Raw genomic sequence first — 11,967 nt, forward strand, 5'->3', positions numbered from 1 at the left:
GCCCCGGCCGCGCCGTGCGGCGGGCCGGGACACGGACCGGGGTCGCCCGGCAGTTCTACTGGGTCCTGCTCCGGCGGGTCAGGAAGAGCGCACCGCCGCCGAGCGCCAGCAGGGTCAGCGCGCCGCCCGTGATGTAGGGGGTGAGCGAACCGCCGCCGGTCTCGGCCAGGTTGGCATCGGTGGTGGCCCCCGAACCGCTGCCGCCGGAACCGGCGGTGGTACCCGAACCTCCCGTGGTGCCACCGGTGTTCGTCCCGGTCTGGGTCTTGATGTCGGGCTGCTCGGGCTGCTCGGGCTCCTTCGCCGTCGTGGCCGCGCCCTTCGGGGACTCGCAGTGCGCCTCGGCCAGCACGATCTCGCCGTCCACCTGCGCCACGTTCAGGTTCAGCGGGTTCACGGCCACCTTCAGCCGGAGTGCGGCGGCGGCGGCCGTGGTGGAGGTGGTCTCGGTGCCGGACAGCTCCAGGCTGACCATGCCGACCCCCGGGACTTCGACCTTGGTGGGGCCGCCCGCCGACAGGGTGACCCTCTTGCCGAGCGCGGTCACCGTGCCCAGGACGTTCGCGCTGGCCACGGGCTTCCTCCCGGCTTCACAGACGGCCTTGGACGTGACCTTCTCCACCTCGATCAGCGAGAGCAGCGGCAGCCCGGGCACGTGCACACGGGCCTTGGCCAGGTTCGCCTCGGCCTCCGCCTTCTTCTTGTCCGCGGTGGCCCTGGAGGTGGCGACGTCCGCGCGCAGGACGCTGACCGGCTTGTTCCCCTCGACCCCGTCCAGGGTGACGGTCAGCGCCGTCTTCTCCGCCTTCGCCGGGGCGCTGACCTCGTTGAGGGTGGCCTTCAGCGGGACGTCGACGGTCTTGTTGAGCAGGCCCACGTCCAGTCCGGTGCGCAGGACGACCGCGCCGGACCTGCCCTCTCCGCCGGCGGGGGTTCCTCCCGTGGCGGAGGCGGGCGGTGCGGTGAGCAGAGCGACCGCTCCCGTGGCGAGCAGAACGGCCGCGGGCATGCGGAAGGTGTTGCTGTTCAAGGTGGTGGAACCCCCGGGGAGTTGGGTGCCGTCGCGCGGCCAATGGGGGACATCGCACGCGCCGACGGCTTCGACCCTGGGAATCCTTACTCAATGTGGGTGACGGGGCAGCTACCTGAGGTCACTTCACCCCAAAGGGTGGTTTCCGTGCGGGGTTTCGATTTGCGGCCCCGCTCACCGCGTTACTCCCCGCACCCCCACGACTCCGCTCCTGGCACCGCGTTCAGGCCCTGACCCTGCCGTCGACGACCACCCGTCGAGGCTGCGCCAGGACGGCCACGTCGGCCCGCGGATCGCTGTCGTAGACCACCAGGTCCGCCGGTGCGCCCTCGGTGAGCCCCGGCCTGCCGAGCCACTCGCGGGCCGCCCAGGCCGTCGCCGAGAGGGCGTCCAGTGCCGGAATCCCGGCCTTCACCAGTTCGGCGACCTCCGCCGCGACCAGTCCGTGCGGCAGCGACCCGCCGGCGTCGGTACCGACGAAGACCCGGACGCCCGCGTCATAGGCGGCCCGGACGGTGTCGTAGCGCCGCTCGTGAAGCCGCCGCATGTGCGCCGACCAGCGCGGGAACTTCGCGTCGCCGCCCGCCGCCAGCTTGGGGAAGGTCGCGATGTTGACGAGGGTGGGGACGATGGCGACCCCGCGTTCCGCGAACAGCGGGATGGTGTCCTCGGTGAGGCCGGTGGCGTGCTCGATGCAGTCGATGCCCGCCTCGACGAGGTCGCGCAGCGAGTCCTCGGCGAAGCAGTGCGCGGTGACCCGGGCGCCCAGCCGGTGCGCCTCGGCGATGGCCGCCTCGACCTCGGCGCGCGGCCAGCAGGCCGTCAGGTCGCCGGCGTCGCGGTCGATCCAGTCGCCGACCAGCTTCACCCAGCCGTCGCCGCGCCGCGCCTCGCGGCCGACGTACTCGACGAGGTCGGCCGGCTCGATTTCGTGGGCGTAGTTGCGGATGTAGCGGCGGGTGCGCGCGATGTGCCGGCCCGCCCGGATGATCTTCGGGAGGTCCTCGCGGTCGTCGATCCAGCGGGTGTCGGAGGGCGATCCGGCGTCGCGGATCAGGAGGGTGCCCGCGTCGCGGTCGGTGAGGGCCTGGCGTTCGGCCGTGGCGGCGTCGACCGGACCGTGGGCGTCCAGCCCCACGTGGCAGTGCGCGTCGACCAGGCCGGGCAGGACCCAGCCGGTCACGGTGGTGACCTCGCGGGCGCCGGGCGGGCGCTCGTAGGAGACGCGCCCGCCGACCACCCAGAGCTCGTCGCGGACCTCGTCGGGCCCGACCAGCACCCGCCCCTTCACGTGCAGCACGTCGCTCACATCGCTCACATCGCTCATGGCGGCACTGTACGTGCGGCCCCCGCGGCGTCAGGAGGCGGAGAGCACGTCCAGGAGCCGGTCCACGTCGGCCTCCGTGTTGTACAGGTGGAACGAGGCCCGCAGCAGGCCCGCGCGGGCCGAGGTGAGGACGCCGGCCGCCTGCAGCGCGGGCTGCCGGCCGGCGAGGCCCGGGACGGAGACGATGGCGGCGTCGCCCGGCACGGGCTCGTGGCCGAGGCGCGCGAGTCCGGCGCGGTAGCGGGCGGCCAGGGCGGTGTCGTGGGCGTGCACGGCCTCGATGCCGATCCGCTCGATCAGGGCCAGCGAGACCTCCGCCGCATGGTAGGCGAGGAAGGCCGGAGACTCGTCGAACCGCCGCGCGGAGTCGGCCGGTTTCGGCATCGGGCCGTAGACGGCGTCCCACATCGACTCCGCCGCCACCCAACCCGCATGCAGCGGCGTCAGAGCGTCCTGGGCCTCCCGCGACACGGTCAGGAAGGAGGCTCCGCGGACGCTGAGCAGCCACTTGAAGCCGACGGTGACCGTGTAGTCGTACGGCGAGGCGTCGAAGGGGAGCCAGCCCGCCGCCTGGGACGCGTCCACGAGCATCCGGGCCCCGTGCGCCGCCGACGCCGCGCGCACCGCCGCGAGGTCGGCCCGGCGCCCGTCCGCGGACTGTACGGCGCTCAGTGCGACCAGCGCGGTGTCCGGGCCGACGGCCTCGGCGAGCGACTCCAGCGGCGCGAAACGCACCTTGAGGTCGTCCCGCACGACAAACGGGTTGATCACAGAGGCGAAGTCGTCCTCCGGACAGAGCACTTCGGCGCCGGAGAGGAGCGAGGCCGCGACGAGCCCGACATGGGTGGAGACGGCCGAGCCGACGGCCACCCGGTCGGTGTCCACCCCGACCAGGCGGGCGAAGGAGGCACGGGCCCGGTTGACCCGGTCGAAGTCGCCGAATCCGGCGGGGATCCCGGCCCCCGCCGCCTCGGACAGTTCCTTCACCGCCGCGACGGCGGCACGCGGGACGACGCCGCAGGCGGCGGAGTTGAGGTAGGTGGTGGTGTGGGCGAACTCGGCACGGGTCGCTTCGGCGATCGAAAGATCCATGCCGTCAACTCTGCGCCAGGAGCGAACCAAAGTCCATTACCGAGTTTTGCGCACCCACTCCAAGCATTGCTTATATCTGTGGGACCGCGCACGCCTCGTCGGGCCCACAGGCCGCGGCCTCCGCCGGCGCCTCCACCTCACGCCCGGCCCACGCCTGCTCAAGGGCCCGGGTGAACACCTCGGCCGGCTGCCCTCCGGAGATCCCGTAGCGGCGGTCGAGGACGAAGAACGGCACCGCGTTCGCGCCCAGCTCGGCGGCCTCGCGCTCGTCGGCGCGGACCTCGGCGGCATAGGCGGAACCGTCCGCGAGGACGGCGCGGACCTCGGCCTCGTCCAGGCCGGCCTCGACCGCGAGCGCGATCAGCACCTCGGAGTCGAAGACGGAGCGCTCCTCGGCGAAGTTGGCCCGGTAGGCGAGGTCGAGCAGCGCCTCCTGCCGGCCGCGGGCGCCGGCCAGGTGCAGCAGCCGGTGGATGTCGAAGGTGTTGCCGTGGTCACGCCCTTCCGTCCGGTACGCCAACCCCTCGGCGCGGGCGCTCGCGGCGACGTGCTCCTCCATGCCGCGCGCCTCGTCGAGGGTGCGGCCGTACTTCTCGGCGAGCATCTCCACGACGGGGGAGGTCACACCCTTGGGGCTGCCCGGGTCGAGCTCGAAGGACCGGAAGACGACCTCCACCTCGTCGCGGTGCGCGAACCCGGCCAGCCCCCTGGCGAAACGGGCCTTGCCGATGTAGCACCAGGGGCAGGCGATGTCGCTCCAGATCTCGACGCGCATGATCCTTCTTCTCTCCGGGGTCGATGAGGGGACGGTTTGTTGTTCAACCATCAGTGGTGTGAACCATCCGCCTTCGCGCCCCATTCCCCGGACACGCGGCGGGCGGCGAGCGGTGGGCGGGCCCCTCGGCCTCAGGCGACGTCCAGCCAGAGGGTGCGGTGGCTGCCCGACGGGGTGGCGGCAGGATCGGGCAGCCAGCCCTGGGCGGCGTAGAAGGCCTGGGCCCGCTGGTTGTGCTCGTAGACCTCCAGGCGCACCCGGCGGACCCCGGCGCGGCGCCAGACCTGCAGGCAGGCTTCGTGGAGGGCCGCCCCGGTGCCCCGGCGCCAGCGGACCGGGTCGACGTGGAGCTGGGTGAGCGTGGCCTCGCCGTCCTGCGTGCGGAAGGCGGCGACCCCGGTGAGCTCGCCGTCCTCCTCGGCGCACAGCACGCCGCCCTCGGCGGCGTCGCGGGCGACGGCCAGGGTCCAGCCCTCACGGGTCCGGGCCAACTCGGCCTCGCCCGCGTAGGCCTCTTCAGGTATGTGGCCCTGGTAGTAGGTGGCCCGGGCCCTGGTGTGGAGGGCGGCGATGGCGTCGAGGTCGGCGGGGAGCGCATTCCTGATCACGAAGACAGATACGCGCCGGGAACCACGTCGGTTCCCGGCGCGTCGGGCGCGCACCAGCGCACACCTACTTCTTCAGCCAGGCCTGCATCATCTTCTGCGCGATCGGCGCGGCCAGCTTGCCGCCGCCGATCTCGGAGCGGTCGGTGTCGGAGTTCTCGATCACCACGGCCACCGCGATCTGCTTGCCACCGGCCTTGCCGTACGAGGTGAACCAGGCCAGCGGCGCGAGGCTGTTGTTCACGCCGCGCTGCGCGGTGCCGGTCTTGCCGCCCACCTCGGCGCCGGGCACCTGGGCCGGCTTGCCGCCGCCCTCGGTGGCGACCGTGCGCATGGCGTCCCGGACCATCGAGGCCGTCCGCTCCTTCATGACCTGCCGGGACTCCGGGTCCTTGAAGCTTTCCAGCACGTTGCCGTTGGCGTCGGTGACCTCGGAGACCATGTGCGGGGCGACGAGCTTGCCGCCGTTCTCGATCGCGGCCGTGACCATCGCCATCTGCAGCGGGGTGGCCTGGACGTCGAACTGGCCGATTCCGGTCTGCGCGACCTGGTCGACCGACATCTTCTGCGTCGGATACCTGCTCGGTGGGTTGGTGCGGACCGGTGTGTCGATCTGCGCGTTGAAGCCGAGCTTCTCGGCGGTCGCGAGCATCTTGTCCTGACCGAGCTTGAAGGCGAGCTCGGCGAACACGTTGTTGCAGGACAGCCGCAGGGCGGTGCGCACCGAGACGTTATTGCAGGCAGCGGAGCCCGCCTCGCTGGGCAGCAGGGTGCGGGTGCCGGGGATCGTGTAGGGGTCGGGAATGCCGGTCTGCCGGTCGATGTCGGTGACCAGGCCGTTCTCGATCGCCGCGGTGAGCGTGACGAGCTTGAAAGTGGAGCCGGGCGCCTGCGGCTTGCGGAGCGCGACGTTCTCCATGGCCTTGCCCTTGTCCGCGGAGAGCGCGTCCCAGGCCTTCTGGTCGTTGGCGCCGGCGATGCTGCCGGGGTCGAAGGAGGGGTTGTTCACGACGGCGAGGATCTCGCCGGTGGCGGGGTCGATGGCCGCGGCAGCGCCCTGCTTGCCCTGCAGCGCGTCATAGGCGGCCTTCTGCACGTCCTTGTCGATCGTGGTGAGGACGTTGCCCGGGTCGGCCCGCTTGTTGGTGAGCGTGTCCATCACGGTCTTCAGCCGGCTGTCGGAACCGTTGAGGACGTTCTTGTAGACGCCCTCCAGCATGCTGGTGCCGAAGGCCTGGGAGCTGTAGCCGGTGACGGGCGCGTACAGGGGGCCGTCGACATAGGTCCGCTTGTAGCCGAAGTCCTTGCCCCCGGTCTTCTCCGAGCCGGTGATCGCCTCCCCGCCCACGATGATGTTGCCCAGCGGGTTCTCGAACTGCCCGATGAGGTTCCTGCGGTTGTGCTTGTCGTCTGCGAGGGCCTGGCCTTGGTACGCCTGCACCCAGGTGACGCGGACCAGCAGGGCCAGCACCAGGAGCAGACAGAAGACCGACGCACGCCTGATCGTCTTGTTCATCCCCCGAAAGGACGTCCCGGCGGCCTCGGGCGTTCCGCTCTGCCCCGATTGTGGCGGACTTCTCAGGCTTTCCTCATGATGAATCCTCCTTCGTAGGCCGCGATGACCGCCTGGGTGCGGTCACGGGAGCCGGTCTTGGTGAGCACCGACGCGACGTGGGTCTTGACCGTCTGCGGCCCCACTCCGAGGCGCTCGCTCATCTCGTGGTTGGACAGCCCCGTGGCCATCAGGCGCAGGACGTCGGCCTCGCGGCCGGTCAGCGTGGCGATCCAGGGAGCGGCGGCGGGGACGGCAGCCGCCGCGTGGGCGGCCGCGAGGGACCGTACGGCGGCCGGGAAGAGCAGCGAGTCCCCGCGGGCGACGAGCCGGACCGCCCCGATCAGTTCGTCGGGGTCGGCCCGCTTGAGGAGGAAGCCGACTGCTCCGGCACGCAGCGCGTCGTAGACGTGGGCGTCGTTCTCGAAGGTGGTGACGACCACGATCCTGGGTGGTTCGGGCATGGTGGAGAGGATCTGTTGGGTGGCCCGGATTCCGTCGATCTCGGGCATCCGCACGTCCATCAGCACCACGTCGGGGGCGAGTGACCGCACGAGCGGAACGGCCTCGGCACCGGTGGCGGCCTCGCCGACGACCTCGAAATCGGCTTCGGCCTCAAGGATGACCCGCAGGGCGGTGCGGACCATCCGCTCATCGTCGCACAGCACGATGCGCAGGGGCGGCCGGCCCGCAGGGGCGGCCGCGGTCACCGGTCCGCTCCGGCCAGCGGGAGGACCGCGCGCAGCCGCCACCGGGACTGGTACGGGCCCGCCTCGATGCTGCCGCCGAGCAGTGCGGCCCGCTCCGCGCAGCCGCGCAGCCCGCGGCCCCCGTCGGTACGGGGCTCCCTGCCCTCGGGTGCGGCGGGCGGGTTGGTCATGGTGATCTCCAGTTCTCGTCGTTCGGTGTCCTGGCCGGCCCGGACCAGGATCCGCAGGTCCACCGAGCCGGCCCCGTGGCGCAGTGCGTTGCTGAGGCCTTCCTGCACGATCCGGTAGGCCTCGCGCGAGGTGATCTCCGGGAGCCGCGCCCAGTCCCCCGCGGGACCGGGGTCCTGGTGCGCGCTGACGCCGGTGCCCGCGGCACGAGTGCGGTCCAGCAGCCCGTCCAGGTCGGCGGCGAGGGTGGGGGCGCGGCCCGGCGGCCCCTCCGGTCCGGCCGGTTCCCCTTCGCGCAGCAGGCCCAGGACGGCGTCCAACTCCCCCACCGTCCGCCGGGTGGTGTCCTCGATCGCGGCGAGCGCTTCCCGTACGAAGACGGGGTCGCGCTCCAGCATCCGCCGGGCGGCGGCCGCCTGGAGGGTGACGGCGCTGAGGGCGTGCCCCACGGCGTCGTGCAGCTCCCGGGCCAGCCGGTTGCGCACGGCCAGGTCGGCGGCACGGTCCTCGGCCGCGGCGAGCCGGTCCGCGGCCGTGGGCCCGAGCAGTACGGGTGCCAGCTTGGCCAGCAGCTCCCCGGCGGCGGCCGCGCACAGGGTGAGCGCGGCCAGCAGGCCGATCCCGAGAAGGGGAGCCGCGTACGTCTCGACGCCCGTGCCGAACCACCCGAACCCCAGACGGGCTTCGCGCAGGCCGCTCACGAACGGCAGCACGAGCAGCACCACCGCCAGGGGAGGCACGGCCAGCGTCATGCCGCTGACGAGCGCCCCGACCCCCAGGTGCAGGGTCCACCACGCGGACGCGCGCCCCCGCGCGGCCCAGGACCGCGCCGGCCCTTCGGCCAGCCGCTCCCCCGGCACCTGGCACATGGCCCGGACAGCACTCACCGACAGCGGCCGGACCAGGCCGTACACCCCCGTGACGGCGGCCAGGGGCAGAGCCGCGGCGTAGGCCGCGAGGCACAGCGGCAGGGAGGACAGGGCGTTGGCACCGTCGGCCGCCATACCGACCCCCACGGTGGCCAGGAGGAAGTAGGGCATCAGCAGGGCTCCGCCGAGGATCTGGTGCACCCATCGCAGCCGGGCCGGCGCGCCCAGCAGCCGGCTCAGGCCGCCGCGCATCACCGCTCGCGTCGGGATATGAGGAACCGGGTGAGGACGGCGGTGGCGAGCGATCCCGTGACCATCTGGCCAGCGTAGATCAACTGCTCGGCGGTGGAGGGGCCTTCACCGCCGTCAACCTGCGGCCCCCATGAGACGGCCAGTGGGAAGACCCCCCACGCCAGGGTCGCGGCGGCACCGACCCAGGCGAGCCCGAGCGGCCACCGCGCCCGAAGGACTCCGCCGCGGGCCAGGAGCAGCGCCCCCGCTCCTGCGGCGAGCGCGCACATCGCGTGGGCCAGGGACACGACGGCGCTCTCCGCCGTATGGGCCTCGGCCCGCTCGGCACTCAGCCCTGCGGTGCCGCCTGCGGCCCAGTAGAGGAACAGCGCCGTCAGAGCCAGGGCACCGGAGGTCGCGGCTGCCGCCACCACCCCCGTGAGTCGCGGCAGCCGCTCTCCCACCACGCCCTGCCACCGCCGGCCCCAACGCTTGCGCGCATAGGGCACGAACAGCGCGGCCAGGGCGAGTCCTTGGACGGTGAATCCCGTGTACACGACGGTGAAGACCCAGGAGTCCAGGAAGGGCTCCCGCGCGGCCGCCGCTTCGGGGCCGGATCCGAAGCCCAGGGCGCGTACGAGCAACTGCCCCGGGAAAGCCAGGAGGATCGGGGTCAGCAGGCCGGTGGCGGCGAACGCCGGAAGGGTCAGCATCCAGCCGGGGGTTCTGAGCCCCCAGGGTCTGGTGAGCACCAGGACGAGCGGGATCACGCACGCGTCCATGGCCAGGGTGACGGCATTGGCCGCCGTGAGGAACGGACCGGGCTGCAACAGCGCGCTGCCGTCCGGTATCCCGATCCGGCTGCCGGACAGCCAGGCGACCTTGAGCGCCAGATACGGCACCAGGGCCACCAGGGCCACTGCCGTGACGATGCGCCTCCTCCCGGTCGCGGGAACAGGTGCGGAGGACTCTGGTGCCTGCCTCGTGTGAACGGCTCGTGCGGTCATGCCCCAACAGTCCCGTGCGCGGCGGCCCGCCGCCTCCCCCTCAGTGGGGAACCGCCTCCCCCACGCGGGGGAGGCGGCGGGCGGCGCAGCGGCGCACGCACCGTCACCCGCACCCGGCCCACCCCGCGGCCCGCACGCCGTCACATGCGGCGCGTCACCACCGACAGCCGGTCGCGCGCCTCGAACAACGCCGCCTTGATGACCTGCTCGTGCCCCGGCGTCAGCCGAGCCACCGGCACCGAGCAGCTCACCGCGTCCCGGGCCGGCGTCCGGTACGGCACGGCCACCCCGAAACACCGCAGCCCGAGCGTGTTCTCCTCCCGGTCCAGCGCGTACCCCTGCTCGCGTACCAGCTCCAGCTCCTCGATGAGCTGCTCGCGGTCGGTGATGGTGTGCTCGGTCACCGCCTCCAGCCGCCGCGGCAGCAGCGCCCGCACCTCCGCGTCCGAGTGCGTGGCGAGCAGCGCCTTGCCGAGCGCCGTCGAGTGCACGGGCAGCCGCCGCCCGACCCGGGTGAAGGGCCGCAGGTAGTGCTGGGACTGGCGGGTGGCGAGGTAGACCACGCTCGTCCCGTCGAGCCGGGCCAGGTGGATGGTCTCTGTCGTGTCGTCGGAGAGCCGATCCAGGGTGGGCCGGGCGGCGGCGACGACCTCGTCGCCGTCGATGTACGAACTGCCGACCAGCAGGGCCCGCACCCCTATGCCGTACCGCGTGCCCGTCGCGTCCGTCTCCACCCAGCCGAGGTTCACCAGGGTGCGCAGCAGCATGTAGAGGCTGGACTTGGGCAGGGCGAGGTCGTTCTGGATGTCGGCCAGGCTGTGCAGGCCGGGGCTGGCCGCGAAGTGCTCCAGCAGCAGGACGGTCCGGACCGCCGATTTGACCGGTGCCGCCTGGGCGGGGATCCCCGACTCGGTCGTCGTCATGCAGCTGCTTCCCCTCTGGTCGCCTCGGGTCGCCCCTTGTCACGCGGAGGACCCGGAAATAGAGTCCCCAACAGATGTGATCATTCATCCACCGGAACCGCGTTCAGAATACTGAACGATCCAGGAGGCAGTGGGCCATGGCAGCGACACCAGTTTGGAGTGTGGACCCCCGCACCGGGAAGCAGCGCGAGCAGGTTGCGGTAGAGGCCACATCCCGCGAAGTGGACGAAGCCGTGCGAGCCGCCCACGCCGCCCGCGGCGCGCTCGCGGACGCCGCCGCCCGCGCCACCTTCCTGCGCACCGCCGCCGCCCTGCTCGACGAGGCCGCCGCCCACGTCATCGAGGCCGCCGACGCCGAGACCGCGCTCGGCCCGGGTCGGCTGACCGGCGAGCTGTCCCGCACCACCGGCCAGCTGCGCGCCTTCGCCGACGCCGTCGAGGAGGGGACCTACCTCGACATCCGGATCGACCACGCGGATCCCTCCCGCACTCCGCCGCGCCCCGACCTGCGCCGCTACAAGGTCCCGCTCGGCGTGGTGGCCGTCTATGCCGCCTCCAACTTCCCGCTCGCCTTCTCCGTCCCCGGCGGCGACACTGCGAGCGCACTGGCCGCCGGCTGCCCGGTCGTGGTCAAGGCGCACCCCGACCACCCCGCCACCTCCGAGCTGTGCGCCTCGCTGCTGCGCCGGGCGGCCGTCGCGAACGGGCTCCCGCCCGAAGTGGTGGGCGTGGTCCACGGATTCGACGCGGGCCTGGAGCTGATCCGTCACCCGCTGGTCGCCGCCGCCGGCTTCACCGGTTCCATCCGGGGCGGCAGGGCCCTGTTCGACGCGGCCGCCGCCCGGCCCGTACCGATCCCCTTCCACGGTGAACTGGGCTCCCTCAACCCCGTCGTGGTCACCCCGGCGGCCGCCGCCGAGCGCGCCGAGGAGATCGGCGCCGGGCTCGCGGGCTCGCTCACCCTCGGGGTCGGCCAGTTCTGCGTGAAGCCCGGCCTGGTCCTGGTGCCCGACGGCACGGACGGCGACCGGATCACCGGCGAGCTCACCAAGGCCCTCGGCGAGACCGAACCCGGGGTGCTGCTCGACCACCGGATGCGGGAGAACTTCGTCACCGGGGTGCGCGAGCGGGCCGCGCTGCCCGGCGTCGACGCCCCCGTCACCCCCGGGGCCGGCGGCGAGCACACCGTGGGAGCGGGATATCTGACGGTACGGGCGGAGGAGCTCCTCGCGGGCGACCGGCACGACGTCCTCCTCGAGGAGTGCTTCGGCCCGGTCACCGTCGTCGTCCGGTACGCCGGCCAGGCCGAGGCAAGCGCGGTCCTGGAGCGCCTCGGCGGAAACCTGAGCGCCACCCTCCAGCTGTCGGCCGCCGAAACCGAGGGCGCCCCCGGCCCGGCCGCCGAACTGATCGGGCAGGTGACGGGGCTGGCGGGGCGGATTGTGGTGAACGGCTGGCCGACCGGGGTCGCGGTGGCCCCGGCCCAGCACCACGGCGGGCCGTACCCGGCCGCGACCTCGCATTCCACCTCGGTGGGCGGCACGGCGATCGAGCGCTGGCTGCGGCCGGTGGCCTACCAGTCCGTCCCGGATGCTCTTCTTCCGGCCGAGCTCCGCGAGGCCAATCCGCTGGGCCTGCCGCGCCGGGTGACCGGCGGCTGAGCAGCGCACCCGCCGCG

The 11,967-nt window shown here is 73.0% G+C and carries 11 protein-coding genes; 1 reads left to right on the forward strand and 10 read right to left on the reverse strand.

Going from position 1 to position 11,967, the window contains the following annotated elements:
- Positions 1 to 55: 55 nt before the first annotated feature.
- The 10 genes from ACFW2G_RS23215 to ACFW2G_RS23260 all read right to left on the reverse strand — a co-directional run bounded on the left by ACFW2G_RS23215 (position 56) and on the right by ACFW2G_RS23260 (position 10,289).
- Positions 56 to 1,030 carry an SCO1860 family LAETG-anchored protein gene (locus ACFW2G_RS23215; protein ID WP_384582922.1) on the reverse strand — a complete coding sequence of 325 codons (975 nt, stop codon included), beginning with the start codon at positions 1,028 to 1,030 and terminating at the stop codon, positions 56 to 58.
- Positions 1,031 to 1,253: 223 nt separating this feature from the next.
- Positions 1,254 to 2,357, reverse strand: coding sequence for an amidohydrolase family protein (locus ACFW2G_RS23220; RefSeq protein WP_384454414.1), 1,104 nt, complete (start codon positions 2,355 to 2,357; stop codon positions 1,254 to 1,256).
- A 30-nt stretch (positions 2,358 to 2,387) separates the two neighbouring features.
- On the reverse strand, positions 2,388 to 3,449 hold the full coding sequence (locus ACFW2G_RS23225; RefSeq protein WP_384582925.1) for an aminotransferase class V-fold PLP-dependent enzyme: 1,062 nt from the start codon (positions 3,447 to 3,449) through the stop codon (positions 2,388 to 2,390).
- A gap of 70 nt (positions 3,450 to 3,519) precedes the next feature.
- Positions 3,520 to 4,224 (reverse strand): DsbA family oxidoreductase, encoded by a 705-nt coding sequence (locus ACFW2G_RS23230; protein ID WP_384582928.1) that lies wholly within the window; start codon positions 4,222 to 4,224, stop codon positions 3,520 to 3,522.
- 131 nt (positions 4,225 to 4,355) lie between these two features.
- Positions 4,356 to 4,832: a GNAT family N-acetyltransferase gene (locus tag ACFW2G_RS23235; protein WP_384454423.1), complete on the reverse strand. Its 477-nt coding sequence runs from the start codon at positions 4,830 to 4,832 to the stop codon at positions 4,356 to 4,358.
- Between the two features lie 64 nt (positions 4,833 to 4,896).
- Positions 4,897 to 6,345, reverse strand: coding sequence for a penicillin-binding protein 2 (locus ACFW2G_RS23240; protein ID WP_037930159.1), 1,449 nt, complete (start codon positions 6,343 to 6,345; stop codon positions 4,897 to 4,899).
- A 62-nt stretch (positions 6,346 to 6,407) separates the two neighbouring features.
- On the reverse strand, positions 6,408 to 7,028 hold the full coding sequence (locus ACFW2G_RS23245; RefSeq protein ID WP_236647872.1) for a response regulator transcription factor: 621 nt from the start codon (positions 7,026 to 7,028) through the stop codon (positions 6,408 to 6,410).
- A gap of 59 nt (positions 7,029 to 7,087) precedes the next feature.
- Complete coding sequence (locus ACFW2G_RS23250; protein ID WP_384582931.1) at positions 7,088 to 8,380, reverse strand: sensor histidine kinase; 1,293 nt, start codon at positions 8,378 to 8,380, stop codon at positions 7,088 to 7,090.
- Positions 8,380 to 9,279 (reverse strand): hypothetical protein, encoded by a 900-nt coding sequence (locus tag ACFW2G_RS23255; RefSeq protein ID WP_384582934.1) that lies wholly within the window; start codon positions 9,277 to 9,279, stop codon positions 8,380 to 8,382. The genes ACFW2G_RS23250 and ACFW2G_RS23255 overlap by 1 nt, the downstream gene beginning before the upstream one ends.
- A gap of 227 nt (positions 9,280 to 9,506) precedes the next feature.
- Positions 9,507 to 10,289, reverse strand: coding sequence for an IclR family transcriptional regulator (locus ACFW2G_RS23260; protein WP_384454431.1), 783 nt, complete (start codon positions 10,287 to 10,289; stop codon positions 9,507 to 9,509).
- A gap of 137 nt (positions 10,290 to 10,426) precedes the next feature.
- Here ACFW2G_RS23260 and ACFW2G_RS23265 point away from each other — a divergent pair, with 137 nt between their 5' ends.
- Positions 10,427 to 11,950, forward strand: a complete 1,524-nt coding sequence (locus tag ACFW2G_RS23265) for an aldehyde dehydrogenase (NADP(+)) (RefSeq protein ID WP_384582937.1) — start codon at positions 10,427 to 10,429, stop codon at positions 11,948 to 11,950.
- Positions 11,951 to 11,967 lie beyond the last annotated feature (17 nt).

The organism is Streptomyces sp. NPDC058880, assembly GCF_042742535.1.
Classification (GTDB): domain Bacteria; phylum Actinomycetota; class Actinomycetes; order Streptomycetales; family Streptomycetaceae; genus Streptomyces.